General features: G+C 44.2%; 17 protein-coding genes. 10 read left to right on the forward strand and 7 right to left on the reverse strand.

The features are described 5' to 3' along the window. The first annotated feature begins 70 nt into the window (after positions 1-70). The 3 genes from QY309_01440 to QY309_01450 are packed head-to-tail and all read left to right on the forward strand — an operon-like array spanning position 71 to position 2,392. Positions 71-682: a ribonuclease HII gene (locus tag QY309_01440; protein WKZ60152.1), complete on the forward strand. Its 612-nt coding sequence runs from the start codon at positions 71-73 to the stop codon at positions 680-682. Between the two features lie 5 nt (positions 683-687). Continuing rightward, the gene (locus QY309_01445; protein ID WKZ60153.1) at positions 688-1,575 is read left to right on the forward strand and encodes a DUF3667 domain-containing protein; all 888 of its coding nucleotides are present in this window, start codon (positions 688-690) and stop codon (positions 1,573-1,575) included. A 52-nt stretch (positions 1,576-1,627) separates the two neighbouring features. Further along, complete coding sequence (locus QY309_01450; protein WKZ60154.1) at positions 1,628-2,392, forward strand: NRDE family protein; 765 nt, start codon at positions 1,628-1,630, stop codon at positions 2,390-2,392. On the opposite strand, the gene QY309_01455 is transcribed toward QY309_01450, so the two are convergent. Then, positions 2,393-8,611, reverse strand: coding sequence for a hypothetical protein (locus QY309_01455; protein ID WKZ60155.1), 6,219 nt, complete (start codon positions 8,609-8,611; stop codon positions 2,393-2,395). It lies immediately after the preceding gene. Between the two features lie 114 nt (positions 8,612-8,725). On the opposite strand from QY309_01455, the gene QY309_01460 reads away from it, so the two are divergent. The 3 genes from QY309_01460 to QY309_01470 all read left to right on the forward strand — a co-directional run bounded on the left by QY309_01460 (position 8,726) and on the right by QY309_01470 (position 11,172). Next, a complete protein-coding gene (locus QY309_01460) occupies positions 8,726-9,670 on the forward strand; it encodes an alpha/beta hydrolase (GenBank protein ID WKZ60156.1) in 945 nt (314 codons plus the stop codon). A gap of 189 nt (positions 9,671-9,859) precedes the next feature. Then, positions 9,860-10,579: an ABC transporter ATP-binding protein gene (locus QY309_01465; GenBank protein ID WKZ60157.1), complete on the forward strand. Its 720-nt coding sequence runs from the start codon at positions 9,860-9,862 to the stop codon at positions 10,577-10,579. Positions 10,580-10,623: 44 nt separating this feature from the next. Further along, positions 10,624-11,172 carry a cob(I)yrinic acid a,c-diamide adenosyltransferase gene (locus QY309_01470; protein WKZ60158.1) on the forward strand — a complete coding sequence of 183 codons (549 nt, stop codon included), beginning with the start codon at positions 10,624-10,626 and terminating at the stop codon, positions 11,170-11,172. A gap of 2 nt (positions 11,173-11,174) precedes the next feature. Here the strand turns inward: QY309_01470 and QY309_01475 are convergent, their stop codons facing one another. After that, entirely contained in the window at positions 11,175-11,843 is a 669-nt protein-coding gene (locus tag QY309_01475) for a DUF3592 domain-containing protein (protein ID WKZ60159.1), read from the reverse strand. A gap of 147 nt (positions 11,844-11,990) precedes the next feature. Between QY309_01475 and QY309_01480 the strand changes: the two genes are divergently transcribed. Together QY309_01480 and QY309_01485 are read left to right on the forward strand one after the other, a co-directional pair. Continuing rightward, a complete protein-coding gene (locus QY309_01480) occupies positions 11,991-13,043 on the forward strand; it encodes a branched-chain amino acid aminotransferase (GenBank protein ID WKZ60160.1) in 1,053 nt (350 codons plus the stop codon). Beyond that, positions 13,025-13,516, forward strand: coding sequence for a hypothetical protein (locus QY309_01485; protein ID WKZ60161.1), 492 nt, complete (start codon positions 13,025-13,027; stop codon positions 13,514-13,516). Before QY309_01480 ends, QY309_01485 begins: the two co-directional genes overlap by 19 nt. On the opposite strand, the gene QY309_01490 is transcribed toward QY309_01485, so the two are convergent. Beyond that, positions 13,517-14,344: a hypothetical protein gene (locus QY309_01490; GenBank protein WKZ60162.1), complete on the reverse strand. Its 828-nt coding sequence runs from the start codon at positions 14,342-14,344 to the stop codon at positions 13,517-13,519. It abuts the gene before it with no gap. 106 nt (positions 14,345-14,450) lie between these two features. On the opposite strand from QY309_01490, the gene QY309_01495 reads away from it, so the two are divergent. Both QY309_01495 and QY309_01500 read left to right on the forward strand, forming a co-directional pair. After that, positions 14,451-15,611: a class I SAM-dependent RNA methyltransferase gene (locus QY309_01495; GenBank protein WKZ60163.1), complete on the forward strand. Its 1,161-nt coding sequence runs from the start codon at positions 14,451-14,453 to the stop codon at positions 15,609-15,611. Between the two features lie 67 nt (positions 15,612-15,678). Beyond that, entirely contained in the window at positions 15,679-16,113 is a 435-nt protein-coding gene (locus tag QY309_01500) for a thioesterase family protein (GenBank protein ID WKZ60164.1), read from the forward strand. Here QY309_01500 and QY309_01505 read toward each other — a convergent pair. From QY309_01505 to leuC, 4 genes are read right to left on the reverse strand one after another with little or no spacing between them, the layout of a single operon-like run. Next, positions 16,110-17,270 (reverse strand): 2-isopropylmalate synthase, encoded by a 1,161-nt coding sequence (locus QY309_01505; protein ID WKZ60165.1) that lies wholly within the window; start codon positions 17,268-17,270, stop codon positions 16,110-16,112. The two genes, QY309_01500 and QY309_01505, sit on opposite strands and share 4 nt — an antisense overlap. 20 nt (positions 17,271-17,290) lie before the next feature. After that, positions 17,291-18,400: a 3-isopropylmalate dehydrogenase gene (gene leuB / locus QY309_01510; GenBank protein WKZ60166.1), complete on the reverse strand. Its 1,110-nt coding sequence runs from the start codon at positions 18,398-18,400 to the stop codon at positions 17,291-17,293. A gap of 45 nt (positions 18,401-18,445) precedes the next feature. Then, entirely contained in the window at positions 18,446-19,045 is a 600-nt protein-coding gene (gene leuD, locus QY309_01515; protein WKZ60167.1) for a 3-isopropylmalate dehydratase small subunit, read from the reverse strand. A gap of 49 nt (positions 19,046-19,094) precedes the next feature. Continuing rightward, complete coding sequence (gene leuC / locus QY309_01520) at positions 19,095-20,507, reverse strand: 3-isopropylmalate dehydratase large subunit (GenBank protein ID WKZ60168.1); 1,413 nt, start codon at positions 20,505-20,507, stop codon at positions 19,095-19,097. Positions 20,508-20,517 lie beyond the last annotated feature (10 nt).

The following is a 20,517-nucleotide window of genomic DNA, read 5'->3' on the forward strand; positions in this document are numbered from 1 at the left end:
CAAAATAATACTGAGAAATGATGGAGAACCTTGAATTTTGAATGGTGAATTGTGATTTTTGAGGAAGCCTATGCCCAGACTCCGTTCGTCCTTTACTAAAGATTTAATTGAAGCCGGTTGCGATGAAGCCGGTCGCGGGTGTTTAGCAGGGCCTGTTGTAGCGGCAGCGGTTATACTTCCCAAAAAATACCGGCACAAAAAACTTACCGATTCGAAGCAACTATCAGCTGATGAGCGATTGGCGTTGCGCGAAGATATCATTCGGGATGCCGAAGCCTGGGCCGTAGCAGAAGTTTCGCATGCAGAAATTGATGTAATCAATATTTTGAATGCTTCATACAAGGCCATGCATTTGGCGGTTGATCAACTTACCATTCGACCTGAATTGTTGCTTATTGATGGTAACCGTTTCAAGCCGCATAATGATGTTCCGTTTGAATGTATCGTAAAGGGCGATGCAAAATTTCTATCCATAGCCGCAGCCAGTGTATTAGCAAAGACCTATCGGGATGAGCTCATGCATAAACTGGCCACACAATATCCCGGGTACGGATGGGAAACGAATGTCGGGTATCCAACACCAGCCCATCGCGATGGTATTAAGTTGCTCGGCATCACACCGTATCACCGGAAGTCCTTTCAACTCATTCCTTCCCAACTGGAATTAATGTTCGAATCCTGATTTTGATGAAGTTCTTTTCACGAAAACGCCCGGATTTATTTGACTATGAGGTAACACGCGAATGCCTTAATTGTGGCAACTCGTTCCGGGGGAAATTTTGCAATCGGTGTGGTGAGAAAGTTATATCTCAACAAGAACGCTCTATTCGTAATTTTTTTACCGAGATACTAAGCGCGTTTACATTTTTAGATGGAAAGTTTCCACGTTCGTTAAAAATAATTCTGGTTAATCCCGGAAAGCTTTCGTTTGATGTTGTGCGGGGTATTCGCATTCCATATATGCGACCAGTGTCTCTGTTTTTCCTGGCGAACTTTCTGTATTTTTTATTGCCGCTTACAGAAGCTTTCAACACATCGCTTCATTCGCAATTAACCGGGCAATGGCACAGTGAAATTGCCAAGGGTATGATGGAGGCAAAAATTGCAACGCAGAGTATTACGTATACTGAGTTTGAAACGATGTATAATAATGTGTCGTCAAGCAGGGCCAAGCTTTTACTGATTGTTCTTGTTTTTCTTTTTTCGCTTGTGCTGAGTATAGTAAATTTTTCAAAAAGACGATACTATGCCGATCACCTGACAGTTTCGTTTGAATTTATGTCTTTTACACTTCTGTATGTGTCAATCATAATCATGGTTATGCTTATCGTTGTTATGGCTGCAATAGAGAAATTTAAACCAGACTTAATGTGGTTGTTTCAACGTGAGCATTTCGTAATTCTTCCGCTTACGCTTGCATCTTTATTTTATTTTCTGTGGCGTATGCAAATCCGATTTTATAAAAACAGGTGGTGGGTTGGCTTTTTAAAAGCCGCTTTCGTGTTGGTTGGGTTTATGTTCATGATTGTACTTTACCGGTTTATGCTGTTTTTTGTTACGTTTTGGTCGGTTTAACATTGAACTTCCTTTAAAATTTTTCGGTTAAGAATTTCACACGAATTAGTTTATGTGCTTAATTTTTTTTGGCCTGAATCAACACCCCGAATACAAGCTGATTATTGCGGCCAACCGCGATGAATTCTATAAACGAAAAACAGCTCCGGCTCATTTTTGGGAAGATCACCCGCATATTTTGGGCGGGCGCGACCTGGAAGCAGGCGGAACCTGGATGGGCATGTCGAAGCAGGGTAAAATCAGCATGGTTACCAATTACCGCGACCTGCGAAATTTAAAAGAAGTTGCCCCTTCGCGCGGACACCTGGTTTCAGATTTTCTTTTGAATGGAGATCAACCACAACAGTATGGACAGCACGTGTTGGCCAAAGGCGAAGCATACAACGGTTTCAATTTGGTGTTTGGCTGGCCTGACGAACTTTTATATTATTCCAATTATTCGAACAGCATTCAGCTATTGCCAAACGGAATTTATGGACTAAGTAATCATTTGCTAAACACCCCATGGCCAAAAGTTGAACGAGGTAAGTCTAAATTCGCAGCGTTACTCGAATCGAAGAAACCCGATGCACATTCGCTTTTCGAATTGCTCTACGATGAGAATCGCGCTGCTGACAATCAACTTCCTGATACGGGTTTAAGTTTGGAACGCGAGCGGGCACTTTCATCCATGTTTATCAAAAGTCCGGATTACGGAACCCGCTGCTCAACCGTATTGCTGATTGATCGTAGCAATCATGTACGTTTTGCCGAACGTGTTTACGACCTGAATACGTTTGATTACACTCAAAATGAATTCGATTTTGCAATCGAGTAATTATTGAATTACCAGTTTAAAAATTTCTCCCTGATGGGTACGAACAATGTACATGCCGGGGGCCAGGTTTGAAGTATCAAATCCATCAGCTTCTGCATATGTGCCAATAATTTGATTCAGGTTGTTGATTACCACTGCGTTTACTTTCCGGTTAAACATTACCCATTGTTTGCCTGCCGGGTTCGGATACACGATAAAGGGATCTTCCCCGCGTCTGACAGAAACTAATCCAGAGTACATCACCGTGCCATCAAAATCAATTTGCTTGAGGCGGTAATAGGAGAGCCCGGCCAACGGTTGTTCATCCAGTAAGGAGTAGTCACTTGATTGCGTTGTTGTGCCGGCACCGTCAATTCTGGCAATGCGTGCAAAATCGAAACCGTCTTTAGAGCGCTCAACTTCAAAGGCCTCGTTGTTTAATTCAGATGTGGTTCGCCACTCCAGTAAGACCGAAGTTTCGGGTGTAACGCTTGCGCGGAACCATTCCAGTTCAACCGGTAACGGATTTTGTGCATCGGTAGAAGCCAGTGTAAATGGACTAAAGCTGGTGACTGCTGCTGATGTGATGATGGTACCATTAGTAGGTGTTCCTGTTGTGCCTCCATTGCCTTGGTCAACCCAGTTGGTGCCTGTCCAGCGTGTTACACGCAGCGTAGCCGGATTGGTAATGTAGCCCAGATTGCAGGCAGCCTCATTCCAGCTAAGGGTAACAAATACATTGGATGCGCCAACATTTCTGTCGAGCGTCCAATATTCACAACCACTTACTGTCCAGAAGGAGGGATCCCAAACAGCCGGGCTTCCCAGCAAATGATTTTGATTAAAGTATTGAGCCGTAAAGGCATGCGTTGCTGTGGTGGGTGCCGAAATAGAAATCGGTCGGTAGAATCCATTATCTCCTACAGGAAAATCGAATGCATCATTTCCGGTTTTACGCACCGGGCCATCAACGTAACTAAGATCATTGGCACCAGTGGCTGTGGCGTTATCAGCAAAGTTCAAAAAATTAACTGCATCGGTGTTGATTATGCCGGTTCCAAAGGCAGCACTCACGCTTACTGTAACATCTGTAGCCAATGTTATTTGTTGAGTGGATTTATTGGTTGAGATTCTTCTGAAAATGGGCGAGGGTGTTCCGCCAGTTTTGGTGATGGTTTGTGAGTTTGCGCCCACGAAATTTACGATGCCTGTTCCTCCAGCCAATGTAATGACTGAGTTGGCGTTGATGGTTATGTTTGATGCGAAAGCACTGATCAGGTTAAATGCTGGAAAAAGTACTCCGGTAGATGTTTTGGAAAAGGTTACAGGACCATTGAAAGTATCACCTGCTCCATTTGCCAGGAGCATTTGTGCTGTACTCGCATTTGTGATGACTGTTGTCCCGTTAAATGTATTCCCTCCATTGCTGTTGTTGGTTGTAGCACCTGTTTTGGTGATAGAGGCATCACCATTGAAAGTACCTCCTTCCAAATATACTTGCGGAGATTGGAATGTAACATTACCGTAGAAAACGGTTGATGTACCAATGGTCAAGATGGCTGTTCCGGTCAGGGTTAAATTTTGAGGCGTTGCTCCAACCTGAGTGATTCGCCTGAATCTTAGTTCACCCGTGGTGAACGATCCAATATTCAATGTCTGGCCTGCAGCTAATGTAGAAGATCCGCCAGCAGAGTTTGAAATTATAATCCCGCTTCCGGAGGTACCGGTAAAAGTAATAGAGCCATTAAATTCATTACCAGCTGATGCTTCAGCAAAACGAAGCCAACTTGTTCCAGTGTTGGATGCTGACAAGGAAGCGTTAAAAATATCAGGATTTGTGTTGGCCAGAATAAATTGGCCGCTACCCGAATTGGTAATGGTTGTTGTCGCGTTGAAGGTATTGCCTCCGGTACTTGTATTATCCGTTGCACCGGTTTTAGCAATAGAGGTTATTCCGTTGTAGGTTCCTCCTTGAAGAAAGACCTGAGGGCCGCTGAAATTTACATTTCCATTAAACAGAACACCTGGCCCCAGGATGAGTCTGCTTGTTCCGGTCACTGCCAGATTTTGTGCAGTCGCGCCTGATTGTGTGAATCTTCTGATGGCCAGATCTCCCGTAGTAAACCCTGATCCGCCTACGGAAATTGTTCTGCCAGATGCTAAAGTTGCTGTGCCTCCTCCACTTTGACTAAAGAAGATTCCGCCTCCCGCAGTAGAATTCACGATAATGTTGCCATTGAATGTAGTACCGGGTACGTTGTCGGCAAGGCGAATAGATCCGGATCCTGAATTATTTAAAGTGAGTTCACTGTTAAATTGATCTATTGCAGTTAACGCAAAACGGAACCATCCGCTGCCCGAGTTAGCTATAGTAGTTGTTCCATTGAAAATATTACCACCATTGCTATCATTATTTGTTGCGCCTGTTTTTTCCAGGTATGTAGTTCCGTTAAAAGTTGTTCCGTCAAGTTCAAATTGTGCTGATCGGAAATCTACAACACCATTGAATGTGGTGGCAGGACCAAGTTCCAGCACAGCAGTGCCTGTTAGCAACAGTGTTTGTGGTTCGGCACCCAATTGTGTAAATCTTCTGAGGCTTAAATAACCACTGCTGTAACCTAGGCCTCCAACGAGAAGTGAACCACCCGTGGCCAGCGTTGACGATGCACTTGCCTGACTTGATATGTAAATACCACCACTTCCCAGAGTCGAATTAAACGTGATGTCACCATTAAATTCATTTCCAGCAACACTACGGGCTAATGAAATCACATTAGAACCAGTGTTGGTGATAGTCAGGTCACTATTGAATATATCCGGAGCGATATCGGCTGAATAGAAGTATCCACTTCCTGAGTTTACAAGTGTAGTAATACCATTAAATACGTTGCCGCCATTGCTGGCATTATTGCCTGCACCATTTTTTTCCAGATAAGCTGTTCCGTCAAAGGTGGTTCCGTTTAACAAAAGCTGTGGCGAACGAAAATCCACATCTCCACCAAAAGAAGAAGCAGGGCCGAGGGTAAGAATAGCAATTCCCGTGAGGTTAAGGGTTTGTGCGGTAGATCCTACTTGTGTAAATCGAATCAACCGTACATCACCGCTAATTACACCTAGTCCGCCAACACCAATCGTTCGTGTAGCAGCAAGAGTAGCCGAAGCATTTGCGCCATTTCCAAACCAAATGCCTCCACCAAAAGTTGAGTTTAACTCAATATTTCCATTGAATTGATTGCCCACAGAGTTGTTGGCAAGTCGGATTGTGGATGCGCCAAGATTGATAACAATCAGGTTTCCGTTGAAAATGTCGGGGTTGTTATTACCGGTTAAGAAGTAGGCGTCACCTGAGTTTACAAGGGTTGTTGTTCCGTTAAATGTATTTCCGCCAGTACCATCGTCTCCGGTTACGCTGGTTTTTTCAATGTAGGCATCACCACTATATGTCGTTCCATTCAATAGTACACGTGGGGAAGCGAATGTAACATTTCCGCCAAATGCTGAGGATGGACCGAGTGTTAGTAAAGCTGTGCCGGTTAGGGAAAGGGATTGTGCAGTGGCACCAACTTGCGTGAATCGTAGAAGGCGCAGGTCCCCAGCATTAAAACCTAATCCGCCAATGGTAATTGTTCTCGTGTCGGCAAGTGTTGCAGTTCCTCCTGCATTTTCGCAAAACAGAATCCCGGTGCCGGTAAGATTTTCGACAATAATATCTCCGTTAAAAGTATTTACACCGTTGTAGGCTACGCGTATTGATGAACTGCCTGTATTCCGGAAGGTAACCGTATTGTTATACGTGCTTCCTGAATTCAACTCAAACAACATGTCTTGCGAACCGGAGTTGATAAAGGTGGTGACGCCATTAAAGGTATTATTTCCGTTTGTCCGGAATACGGCCGGGCTACTGTTTACCAGGGTAGTTACTCCGTTAAAGGTGTTATTACCATTGCCCGTATCACCGTTGGCTCCATTTTTTTCGATGTAGGTGGAGCCGTTAAAAATTGTCCCGTTTAATAAAACTCTTGGACTTATAAAATTCACATCGCCATCAAATTGGCTATCGGGTCCAAGATTCAAGATAGCTGTTCCTGTTAATGTTAAGGTTTGTGCAGTTGATCCTACTTGTGTAAAGCGATTCAGATTTAATGTACCCACGGAAAATCCTGATCCTCCAACGGACATGGTATACGTGTCGGCCAGTGTTGCTGTGGCGCCCGCTGATTCACAAAAAACAATTCCTGTTCCGGAAGGGTTATTGAAGATAAGATTGCCATTGAACGTGGTAGCTCCAGCGTAAGCCACACGAATGTTGCTTGTGCTCGTGTTGGTGAAGGTGACTGCGCCATTATAGGTACTGCCAGAAGACAGTTCCAGCAGCATATAAGCGGTACCGCTGTTAGTTAAATTCGTTGTGGAGTTGAACGTGTTATTGCCCTGCGTTCTCAGGTTGCCATTGGCAGTATTAACGATTGTGGTCGTTCCGTTAAATGTATTGTTTCCGGCACCGGTATCTTCTGTTGCACCATTTTTTTCTATATAAGCAGTTCCAGCAACAGTAACGCCACTTAAAAGCATACGGGGCGCACGCAGGTCAACATCTCCGCCAAAAGTTGCAGCAGGGCCAACTTGTAAAAGGGTTGATGTTCCGGTAAGCGTTAAGTTAACCGCGTTGGTTCCGGTTTGCGTAAAATTTCTGAATCTGAGTTGGCCAATATCAAATCCACCGGCACCAATGCTGATGGTACCATTTCCAAAAGTTACACTTCCATTACCAGTGCTAAACTGCAGGTTGTTATTCGTAACCGTGTTGCTGATTTCCAGATTGCCATTCATCACTACATCACCATCATTGCCCCAATAAAAATCACACGGTGAGCTGGTTGCGTTATTGATGATTACATTACCGTTGAATGTTGTTAGTGTGCCTGTTTCAAAGCTTATTTGAATATCACTGGCCTCACCAAAATTGTTTACGGTAGTGGTTCCATGAATGGTAGTTGAGGCGCCATTGAACCGACTAATTTGAATACGGTTTTGCACATCAACAACAGATGTGTTATTCAAAGTCAGGTTGCCATTAAAAACATTACCTGCAGTGTTACTGCCAATACGTATGCGTCCGCCACCGGTATTATTGAACACAACATCACCATTAAAAATATCACCTGCATCTGCCCCATTATTACCTAAATGAATGTCGCCAGGCCCTGCATTATTGAATGTAGCAGATTGAAAAGTATTACCACCCCTTGATCCGATCGAATTAGAACCGGTTTGTGTGAAAACGCTGGTACCATTAAAGGCACTGCTGTTAAACACAATTTCTGACGATGTAAATGTCAGTGCTCCATTAAAGGTACTGTTTGGTCCGAGTGTAAGTGTTGCGTTTGGATTTCCCGAAAGGGTGAGTGTTTGTGGTGTTGCTCCATCCTGGGTGAAGTTTGCAAGAGAAAGATTTCTACAACCTGACGCTCCGCATGAAGCAGAAATTGTTCTTCCGCTTGCCAACGTAGCTGTTCCTCCATTAGAACCAAACAAGGCACTGCCTGTGGCGTTGTAATTAATGATTATGTTGCCATTAAATTGATTACCGGCACCATTGCGAGCCATGAGTATTGAACCGGTGCCATTGATATTCAGTACTACATCAGAAGAATAAATATCGGGGTTGACTAAACTCAGACGAAGTTCTCCTCCTCCTAAGGTGGTTATGGTTAATGTGCTGTTAAAGGTGTTTCCACCCTGACCATTATAGGTGTTGTTATCCGTTTTCGTGATGTTCACTGGATTGTTAAAAACAGAACCACTGAAGTTTAGTCCGGCTGTATTGCCATCAACCGGTACGTTGAATTGTGTTCCGCTAAAGGTAGTTGTTCCGGATGCGCTTAAGGTTAATGAGGCACCTGTTCCTGAAGTTACCGTCCCGCCTGCAAACGTATTTGTGCCTGTAGTTGTAAGGATACGATTTCCCGGAAGATCAATGCTACCGGTAAATGTGGTGTTAATTGTCAGGGCGCTAAGGTCAGGTGAAATGTCCAAAATACAGGTACCTAACCCCAGGTTGTTAAAAATGGCTGTGTTGCCAGCTATGGGTACTGAGGCCCCGCCTGCCCCGCCAGAGGTAGTCGACCAATTTGCAGGATCGTTCCAATTTCCGGGTGTAGATGCCACCCAAAACCGGTTTTGAGCCAATCCGGCAATTGTTAAAAGCACTAAAATTGAAAGCGTAAAGCCTTTTTTCATAGACAGACAATTCGAACCATAAATATTGACAATTGCTTGAATTAATTGATGCAACTGGTTCAGGTTTTTATTCAAAATCTTTGAACTAAGTAACTGAATAACAGGTGTTAGTTTTTGAAGTTGAGCCTCAATCATGGCGCAAAGGGCATAAATCCAAAGGGTAGTCCGTACCTTTCGGTTTGGTATGTTGATGCTATGCGAAAGAAAAAGGACAAAACACCTCCCTTATTGAAATTCATCCGATGGGCATATCCGAAAGTGGAGGTTGTAGCTCCACCGTTGGCCTATCGGTTTTTTGCTAAATTATTTTTCACACCGCTTAAGTATAGGGCTACTGAAAAAGAGCGCAAGGCCGAAACGTTTGCAAATAAATTTGAGGTGTATGCTGCCGGTAAACGTATTCAGTGTTACCGTTGGGGTCAGTCGGATAGGACCGTTATTGTTGTTCATGGTTGGGCTGGCCGGGCTACACAGTTTCGAAGATTTGTTAAGCCGTTGATAAAGGCGGGTTACCAGGTGGTGGGTTTTGACGGACCAGCGCACGGGCAATCGGAAGGAAAAGAGACAACCATTGTAGAGTTTGAGCTAACCTTGCGTGAGGTGTATAAGGTAGTGGGTACGCCCGAAGCCATCATTGCGCATTCGTTTGGTGGAGGAGCCGTGTTGTTTGCTGCAAAGAACGGATTGCCTGTTAAGAAGCTCATAAACATTGCCAGTCCTACTATTGGTGATGAAATTATCAACACCTATTTGAAAGCCATTGGCGGATCGGAGAAAACAAAAATTTTCTTCAAGGCCTTCATTCAGAAAAAATACGGGCAACCTTTTGATACATTTACTGCACTGGAGATCATCAAGCACATTGAGCAACCGTTAGCGTTGTTGCTGGTGCATGATGAAAAGGATTACGAAGTTTCCATGGAGCATCCGCTGGCGTTATGCAAAGCCTATCCTTCAGCGCGTTTACTGAAAACAAATGGTTTGGGGCATACCCGCATTTTGAAAGATGATGCTGTTATTCAGGAAATCGTAACATTTATACGGGGTAATGCGTCATGATAAAGCAAGCAAAAAGGCTGAATCGGGTGTAATTTAATCAGGCAGGTAAACACTAATGGGCAAAGCCGTTTATCGGGGTGTGTAACCGTTAGGAAAGTATCCAGTAAATCATCCGAAAAAGGGCTTATTTTTGATTGAAATCGGAATTTATAGAACTATCACCCCTAATCGTTCATCGTTATACCAGGTATGAAAATCATTGAAACACACCATATTTCCAAGATTTATAAAATGGGTTCCACTGAAGTGCGTGCGCTTCAGGATGTTTCCATTAGCATCGACAAGGGCGAATACGTTGCCTTTATGGGGCCGTCTGGTTCGGGTAAATCAACCTTGATGAACATCGTTGGCTGCCTGGATACACCTACAGGAGGAACCTATATGCTCAATAACCACCTGGTAAGCGACATGACGGAAAATGAACTGGCTGAAGTGCGCAATAAAGAAATTGGCTTTGTGTTTCAAACATTTAACCTGTTGCCTCGCGCCACTGCGTTGGAGAATGTTGCGCTTCCCTTGATTTATGCAGGTTATGGAAAATCAGAACGTGATGAGATGGCGCATGCCGCATTGGACAATGTGGGTTTAGGTGATCGTTGGCATCATAGACCGAATGAGCTTTCTGGTGGTCAGCGTCAACGTGTAGCTATTGCGCGTGCACTGGTGAATAATCCTTCCATTATTCTGGCCGATGAGCCAACCGGTAACCTGGATTCCAAAACTTCTTACGACATCATGAACCTGTTTCAGGAACTTCATGATAAGGGCAACACCATCATTATGGTAACACACGAAGATGATATTGCGCATTATGCGCACCGCATCATTCGTTTGCGTGATGGCTTGGTGGAGTGGGATAAGAAGAACGATCACATCACGCGAGGAAAGCCGGTAGAAGCTGCACACTAACATTTTTCGGTATTGGGCCGTATCTTGGTCCAAAATTCCGATCCATGAAAATTTATACCAAAACAGGCGATACGGGGAGCACTTCTCTGTTTGGCGGTAAGCGTGTATCCAAAGCCGATCTGCGCATTGAAGCATACGGGACCATTGATGAGCTGAATGCACATGTTGGTTTGCTGCGCGATCAGGACGTGAACAAGAAACGCGAAAAAATTTTGGTAGAAGTTCAGGATCGGTTGTTTACCATAGGTTCCATACTGGCTGTTGAACCGAGCAATACCAAAGTAAAAGTGCCTGCTTTGCTGGTTGATGATATTTCCGTTTTGGAAAAGGAAATTGATGCGATGGATGCGCAACTTCCACCCATGCGCTCATTTGTGTTACCGGGAGGGCATCCGTCTGTTTCCATTTGCCACATTACACGAACCGTGTGCCGCAGAGCCGAACGTTTGGTTATTGCACTGGATGCTGTTGAAAAAACAGATGCCCTGGTGATTCAATACCTCAACCGACTCTCTGATTTTCTGTTTATGCTTTCGCGCAAAATTGCGCAGGAAACTGGTGCAACGGAAACTCCGTGGACAGCCAGGATGTAATCCTACGCTTTCTTTGGAAGAAAAGAGGTGTCCATATAATATCGTGTTAGATCATTCGGATCAATGTAAATATCAATTCCTTCTTTTGCTTTCAGAATTGAAGTAGGATCGTACCAAATGTGCTCACTTTTAAATTCATACAGTTTGTTTGAAACAGCATCGTGATACTGGCACATGATTACAAACGGACTCCGGCCATTTACTTTAAACGAGGTGTCGTAAATTATTTCGGTTACCGGCAATGAAGTTTTTCGTCCCTTCCCATACGTAAACAATTCGCGTTTAGCTTTAATACGTTTAAGTTGTTTGGATAACCCATACGACCCAATGCCGCCAAACGTGAGCACAAACACAGAGAGAAACAACGGAACAAACCATTGCGTGAAGAAGTCTTTGATCTCCGCTTCATCCGGTTTGTCGGGCGGGTAGTGAACCGTAATGGCATCGCCAACCTGCATATCGGAGCTGCTGTATGAAGAATGGAATTGTATGGGTTGTCCGTAATACTCAAAATCAATTACGGTGCTACCTGATAGATCTGAAATGGTGGCCGGTGCTTCTTCCCAGGTTAACGCCTTCAACGTAGCCCGATATCCAGTGTATAAACAAATGAGCAGGCATACTCCGCCTACAAAGGCGAATATTCCATAAAAGATAGTGAGCGATCTCATATGTATTCTTTAGGTTTAGTGCATCTTAAAATTCGGTTTTTAAACCGTTAAAATGAAGCCGAATTTATCCTAACATCTGTTAGCCTCGTTTGGAATTATCTTTTATCTTGCGGCCAAAATAAATCCCTTCAGAAAATGGTGGAAACGATGAAAATCGCAACAGAGCGGGTAAAGAAGTCGCGGATTAGTGAGGTTGATTTCTCCAACATTCCGTTTGGCAAGATTTATACCGACCACATGTTTATGGCCGACTATAAAAACGGGGAGTGGAAGAATTTCCGCATCATGCCGTATGGCTATATGCCCATCAGTCCGGCAACACCGGCACTACATTATGGCCAGGCAATTTTTGAAGGGATGAAGGCATACAAAAATCCGGAGGGTGATGCTTTGGTATTTCGGCCATTAGATAACTGGAAGCGCTTGAATATTTCAGGCGAGCGTTTGTGCATGCCGCCAATTCCCGAAGAAATTTTTATGGAAAGCCTTTCGGCATTGATTGATCTGGATCGTGCCTGGATACCCGACACACCCGGAGCTTCCCTATACATTCGTCCGTTTATTTTTTCTGCTGATGAGTATATCGGCATTAAGCCTTCAGATGATTTTTCTTTCATGATCATTCTTTGCCCGGTGGGATCGTATTACTCCACTCCGGTTAAAGTGCGCATTGAAACCCATTACACACGTGCTGCTCAAGGCGGAACGGGATATGCGAAGGCAGGCGGTAATTATGCGGCAGCCATCTATCCGGCAAAGCTGGCACAGGCAAAAGGATACCACCAGCTTTTATGGACGGACGGAAAGAATCATGAATATATTGAGGAGTCGGGTACGATGAACGTAATGTTTGTAATTGACGGCACGTTGGTAACACCCGCACTAAGCGATTCTATTTTAGCGGGCATTACCCGCGACAGCGTTTTACAACTGGCCCGCAAATGGGGCATGAAGGTGGAGGAGCGAAAAATTTCTGTAAAGGAATTGATTGAAGGCATTGAAAGCGGAAAAGTAACGGAGGTTTTCGGTGCCGGTACGGCCGCTACTATTGCCCACATAGAATTAATCGGTTATAACGATAAGGATTACTATCTTCCGCCTGTAGAGCAGCGCACATTCTCCAATAAGGTGTATGCCGAGTTGGAGGGCATCAAGCGCGGCCAGAAGCCAGATCCGTTTGGATGGATAGTAAAAATGTAATTCTCATTTACTTTTTCCTGGCATCGGTTTTCACCGGTGCGGCACAACCCCGTTTGGTTATTCTAAAAGGAGATAAAGTTATTACGTATTTTCAGGAAGGCGATTACATCCGCTTTAAGCGAAAAGACCGCGAACATTTTACCGTTGGATTTATTGCCGGGCTTACTAAAGATTATTTCCGCATCGGACAAGACACCACGTTTATTTACCGGTTGGAAAAAATTGATTTAAGTGAGCGCAATGCTGGTTTCCCAATCCGCGCGATTGGTGCCACGTTTATCGTAGCGGGCGGTGTGCTGTTTTTGGGTGATCTGTTCAACGAAACCGTAATTAATGATGAGAAATACACCACCAATGCAGGTGTAGTGGGAGTATCAGCCGTGTTGGTTGGTTCGGGTTTACTGATGCAATTGGTAAACAACGATTACTTTGTGTTGGGCAGAAGAAAGAAAGTGGTTGTGTTGGATCGGTAATTAGTGCTTAAGTGAGTATCTCACGCCAAAGGCAACCGTAGTTAGTCTGGCCTTTCCACCCGGTCGGTTATCTTCATCATAGATTCCGGAGAATGAATGAAGCAGACTGGTGGTAATACCAACCTGTTTTGTTAGGCTATAAGTAAATTCAGTTGAAGCACTTATAAGCAGGTTATTGAATCCTTCTCCAGATGTTTCTTTGTAGGTGTAGAGGGTAGGTAGCTGATTATATTGATATTGAGAATAACCCGATTTATATTCTGTTGCACGAAGTAATGCCGACATAACCAATCCAGCTCTTACCTGAAAACGTTCATTCCAGAAATGGCGACCAATGATTACCGGAATCTGTAAATATAAGGTTGAGCTTTCTCCGATTTTTTCATCCGGCTCAAGCAGAGTTCCAGGTTGTCCCCCTATAATAACTCGGTTTAGTGAATCTCTGCCTATCGGTGATCCAATAATAACGCCATAATTTCCACCAATCGTACCCCCTGGAACTAGTACAGTTTGCGATCCAGACAGAGCCGCAACCTCTATACTTCTTTTGAATCGAGAATAATTTATACCGATCCCTGTCTCGATAAAGAAATTATTGAACTGATAAACTTGTCCACGAACATTGAAATCAAAGCCAGGTCTTCCTGAATAGGACTCCCGAAGTGATCCAACGTTTACGGTTGTAACAGTAAAACCTGTAGCAGGATCTGATTGCGTGAATTGTAGTTTATTTGATTTGGTTTTGGTCCCATTCAAGGAATAATTGCCAGAGAAACTTAGGGATAAGTTCTTGATTTGCGCATTTGCCAATGCACTGATGGCAAGCATTAAAAATATGCTTAGGGACAGCCTCATAAAATTGATCAGAAATTTGCCTGTGAATTTACATAAACGAAAACGAGATTTAAAAGCGAATACCTAATTTTGGGTCGAAATGCCCGATTTTTCCAGAACCTCCCGCATCGTTATTACCTGCAACAAACGCCTGGCGCCCTACCTGCAACAGGAGGTGGAGGAGTTGTCCTTTTTTCCGGAGCGTACCTTTCAAACGGGTGTTGAACTTCAGGGCACCATAAATGATTGCATCAAGCTCAATTTGAATCTGCGCTGTGCCAGTCAGGTGTTGTATTCGTTAAAGGAATTCAAGGCCAAGGATGCCGATCAACTCTACAGCCACCTGGTCAACTATCCTTGGGAAAATCTGTTGGATGCAGAGGGGTATTTTTCCGTGACCAGTAATGTGGATAACCCAACGATTAACAATGAATTGTTTGTTAATGTAAAAGTAAAAGATGCCATTGTTGATCGCATGCGCAAGCAAACCGGCAAGCGCCCGAACTCGGGACCGGAGTTAGACAAAACGGTTATCCATTTATATTGGAAAGATAATCAAGCTGAAATTTTTCTGGATACCTCCGGTCAAACATTAGCCAAACATGGCTATCGGAAAATTCCGGGAAAAGCGCCTATGCTGGAGGCGTTAGCCTGTGCCACGGTAATGGCTACGCAATGGGATAGGAATTCGCCTTTTGTTAATCCCATGTGTGGATCAGGCACGGTGGCCATTGAAGCCGCCTTGTTGGCAACTAACCGAAAGCCAGGATTGTTTCGCACGAATTATTCGTTCATGCATGTGTTGGGGTATGATGAAAGCGTGTATCAAAACGAGCTTCAGAAAATTCAACGCAAAGTCAAGGATATACCTGGGTTGATGATCGTAGCCACGGATATACAAAAAGATGCTATTAACATTTCAAGAATAAACGCGAAAGTAGCGGGTGTTGAAAAACTTATTAGCTTTTTGGTATGTGATTTTGAACGTACACAAATACCGGAGGGAAATGGCGTTATTTATTTCAATCCGGAATACGGTGAACGCATGGGCGAGCTGGCCGATCTGGAAAAAACCTACAAACGGTTAGGCGACTTTCTGAAACAAAAATGCCAGGGATACATGGGATATATTTTCACGGGCAATCTTGATCTTGCCAAGAAAATCGGGTTGAAGGCAAAACGCAGAATTGAATTTTATAACGCCAAATTAGATTGCCGGCTGTTGGAGTATGAACTGTATGCAGGAAGCAAGGAGAAGTAGATAATGCTTTGCGAGCCCTTTGCGACTTGGCGACTTTGCGTGAGGTTTTTTATCAAAGTTTTTACTTATGGCAAGAATACACATCGACTTACCAGAAAAATTTATTTTTTCAATTGACTTACCCGTTCGGGTTTCTGATTTGAATTACGGAAACCATGTGGGCAACGACTCCATTCTTACCTTAATGCAAGAGGCACGTGCCTTATTTTACAGGAGTCTGGGCTTTAAGAACGAAATTGAGTTGGATGGCCCTGTTGGACAGGTGGTAGCTGATGCAGCCATTGTCTATAAATCCGAATCTTTTTTTGGTGATGAATTACGCATTGAAATTGGCCTTGGGGAATTTCATAAGTACGGGTTTGACCTATTTTATAAAATCACCAACAATACCACCGGTAAAGAAACGGCACGCGGCAAAACCGGTATCATCTGCTTTGATTATGAAAAAAGAAAGATGGCAATGGTTCCTGAAGTACTGCAAAAAAAGTTAGACGCTCTCTAACGCGCCAATACCGGAATATTAACAGCCAACACTTCCAGATCCTGATCATTAACCTGCTTCTTTTCATCAGCCATGATCAGAAAATTTTCATATACGATATCCAGATCTTGTCCTTCAATTTTATGGCCCAACACTTCCAGTCGGTGCTTCAGTGCGGCTCTTCCGCTTCGTGCCGTGAGAACAATCGAGGAGGAGTTCACGCCAACATCAGCCGGGTTGATGATTTCGTAGTTTTCAGCATGTTTTAAAAAGCCGTCCTGATGAATGCCCGATGAGTGCGCGAATGCGTTCGATCCTACAATGGCTTTGTTCGGTTGTACGGGCATGCGCATCATTTTGCTTACCAGTTTACTGATGCCGTATATTTTTTCGGATTTGATGTCGGTGTGAAACCCTAAATCCTGATGGGTTTTCAAAATCATGGCCACTTCTTCCAATGATGTGTTTCCTGCACGTTCACCAATGCCGTTAATGGTTACTTCGGCTTGTCTTGCTCCATGCAACAACCCCTCAATGGTATTGGCCGTAGCCATACCCAGATCATTGTGGCAATGAACGGAAACAATGGCCTTATCGATGTTGCTCACGTTATCAAATAAATATTGAATCCGCTTTCCATAGAGATGAGGTAAACAGTATCCGGTCGTATCCGGAATGTTGACTACATCCGCGCCAGCTTTGATAACAGCTTCAATCATCTGCGCTAAAAATGCCAGGTCAGCGCGGCCCGCATCTTCTGCGTAAAATTCTACTTCGTATCCTTTCGATTTGGCATACTGTACGGCCCATACGCCTTGCTCCAACACCTGTTCACGGTTGCTTTTGAATTTGTGTTTGATGTGCACATCGCTTGAGCCGATGCCGGTGTGAATACGCCCGCGTTTGGCGTATCGTAACGCCTCTGCTGCAACGTCAATGTCTTCTTGTTTCGCTCGTGTTAGTCCGCAGACGACAGGCTCTTTCACCGCTCGCGAAATCCCAATCACCGAAAGAAAATCCCCCGGACTTGAAATCGGAAATCCGGCTTCAATCACATCAACGCCAAGTGCTTCGAGTTCACGGGCTATGGTTATTTTTTCTTCTGTTGCGAGTTGACATCCCGGTACCTGTTCGCCATCGCGAAGGGTTGTGTCGAAGATTTGTATTTTGTTGCTCATATAAAATCAGGATTTAGAATTCAGGATATAGGGTTTAGAATTTTTTTACTGGCCACTTTTTCAATTTGCTCCAGCACTTTGCTTCCCATCTGGGGTGTGTTCAGGGTATTTTCTTTGCTTGTTTTATTGTCGGCAATGTCTTTGGTTCTGAATCCGTTTTTCAATGTGGCTTCTACTGCATGGATTACCGTTTCGGATTCTTCTTTTAAGCCAAAAGAAATATCCAACAACAAGGCTGCAGATAAAATGGAGGCCAATGGATTGGCAATTCCTTTTCCGGTGATGTCGTGCGCACTACCGTGTATGGGTTCGTACAACCCGATGGAATCGCCAACGGAAGCGGAGGCTAACATGCCCATTGAGCCGGCAATTTGCGAGGCTTCATCGGTAAGGATGTCGCCAAATAAATTTCCGGTGAGCACAACATCAAAGCTGCGCGGATTTTGAATCAGTTTCATGGCGGCCGCATCAATGAACTGATGCTCCAGCGTTACATCCGGGTACGCTTTTCCCACCTGCTGCACTACTTCGCGCCACAGTCGCGAACTTTCCAACACATTGGCTTTATCCACTGAAGTAACTTTTTTCTTGCGTGTTTGTGCTGCTTGAAAGGCTTTGTGTGCAATGCGTTCAATTTCGTAGCGCTGATAGATCATCAAATCATAGGCGGTATTGCCCTCGTCTTTACGTCCTTTATCACCGAAATACACATCACCTGTCAGTTCACGGAAGAAAAGAATATCCGAACCTTTGAGAATTTCGGGTTTAATACTGGAGGCATGCAGTAATTCGTCAAAAAGTTTAATGGGGCGAAGGTTGGCATACAAGCCCAGTTCCTTGCGCATTTTCAGCAACCCTTGCTCGGGTCTTACTTTCAGGGTTGGATCGTTATCGTATTTCGGGTGGCCCACTGCGCCAAATAAAATCGCATCTGATTTTTTCAGTAGTGCCAAGGTTTCATCAGGTAAGGCAACTCCTGTTTTTTCGATTGCCTCATGACCGATCAGTCCTTCTGTAAATTCAAACTCATGACCGAATAACTCGGCAATAGTTTGCAACGCACGTTTTCCTTCGGCTGTCACTTCTTTGCCGATGCCGTCTCCGGGGAGTATGGTTATTCTTTTCTTCATCTTCAATAGTTTCGAGTTGTGAGCTACGAGCCTTTAGCTAGTAACTCATAGCTCAAGGCTCGCAGCTTTTATGTCAAATTCTTTTATTTCATCTCTTAAACTCAATAAGTAGTCAATATCATCATACCCATTAATCAGACACGCCTTCTTGTATGGGTTGATCTCAAATGTTTCTGAGTTTCCATCCGGAAGTGTTATGGTTTGCGTCTCAAGATTCACTTCAACTTGTGCTTGCGGATTTTTTTCAATGAGTTGAAATGTATTTTTCAAAAATGCATCACTCACCTGAACAGGCAACAAGGCATTGTTTAGTGAATTGTTTTTAAAGATGTCGGCAAAGAAGGAGGAGATTACAACACGGAATCCGTAATCATACAAGGCCCACGCAGCATGCTCGCGACTGCTTCCACACCCAAAATTTTTTCCGGCTACGAGAATTTTACCCTGAAATGTTGGATCATTGAGAATGAAATCCGATTTTGGATTCCCATCCCCATCATAACGCCAATCGCGAAACAGATTTTCGCCAAAGCCTTCACGCGTAGTAGCTTTTAGGAAACGAGCAGGAATAATCTGATCGGTATCAATGTTTTCGACCGGTAGGGGTACTGTCGTGGATATTAATGTTGTAAAATTTTCTTTCATTGTTTTATAATTGAGTTGACAGTTGACAATGTTGTCAACTGTCAATTGTTTATTTGTCAACTAATTCTCGTACATCGGTAATCCTTCCGGTAATCGCAGCCGCAGCTGCACTCAACGGACTCGCCAAAAATGTTCTCGACTTCGGGCCCTGTCTTCCTTCAAAGTTTCGGTTTGAGGTGCTGATGCAGTACTTGCCTGCAGGAATTTTATCTTCGTTCATGCCCAGGCATGCTGAACAGCCCGGGCTGCGCAATTCAAATCCGGCTGCTTCAAAAATTTTATCAAGCCCTTCTTTGCGCGCCTGTTCTTCCACTTGCTTTGATCCGGGCACTACCCAAACTTCTACATTAGGCGATTTTTGTTTTCCATTTACAATGGAGGCCACAAGGCGCAAATCCTCAATGCGCGCATTCGTACAACTGCCGATAAAAACATAGTCGACTGGTTTGCCAAGCAAGGTTGAGCCGGGCTCAAGCCCCATGTATTCCAGTGACTTTGTGAAAGATGTTTTTTCATTAATCTCCTTCAATTCTTCAGTCGTGGGAATTCTATCCGTAACCCGAATGCCCATGCCCGGATTGGTTCCATAAGTGATCATCGGAGCTATGTCTGCCGCATCGTAAGTCAATACGTTATCGTATGCTGCGTCTTTATCGGTCTTTAATAGCTTCCATGATTCAACTAGTTTTTCAAAAGCTTCCCCTTGTGGGGCAAACCTTCTTCCGCGGATGTAGTTGAACGTAGTGTCATCGGGTGCAATCAATCCGCCACGGGCACCCATCTCAATGCTCATGTTACAGATGGTCATGCGCGCTTCCATCGATAGACTTTCAATGGTACTGCCTGCGTACTCAACAAAATATCCCGTGGCACCACTCGCAGATATTTTTGAAATGATATACAGGATGATATCCTTAGCCACTACACCTTTGCCAAGTTTTCCATTTACTTCAATGCGCATGGTTTTAGGCTTGTGTTGCAGAATGCATTGTGTGGCAAGTACTTGTTCTACTTCGCTGGTGCCAATACCGAATGCAATGTTTCCAAACGCGCCATGTGTGGAGGTATGACTATCACCACACACAATGGTCATGCCGGGCAAGGTTAATCCCAACTCAGGGCCGATGATGTGCACGATGCCTTGAAACGGATGCCCGAGATCATAAAGCTCAATACCAAACTCCGCGCAATTTTTTCTTAACGTCTCTACTTGATGTCGCGATAACGCTTCCCGAATGGGAAGGTGCTGATCTTTGGTTGGTACATTATGATCGGCTGTGGCGGTTGTACGCGAGGTATTGAATACAGGTATACCGCGTTTGCGCAACCCGTCAAACGCCTGCGGACTGGTTACTTCGTGAATGAAATGCCTGTCGATAAAGAGTGCATCGGGGTAGCCCTCCTTTTGTTTTACAACGTGCGCATCCCAGATCTTATCAAACAATGTTTTAGGCTTATTCATGAACAACTGT

This window comes from Cyclobacteriaceae bacterium (assembly GCA_030584025.1).
Lineage (GTDB): Bacteria > Bacteroidota > Bacteroidia > Cytophagales > Cyclobacteriaceae > UBA2336.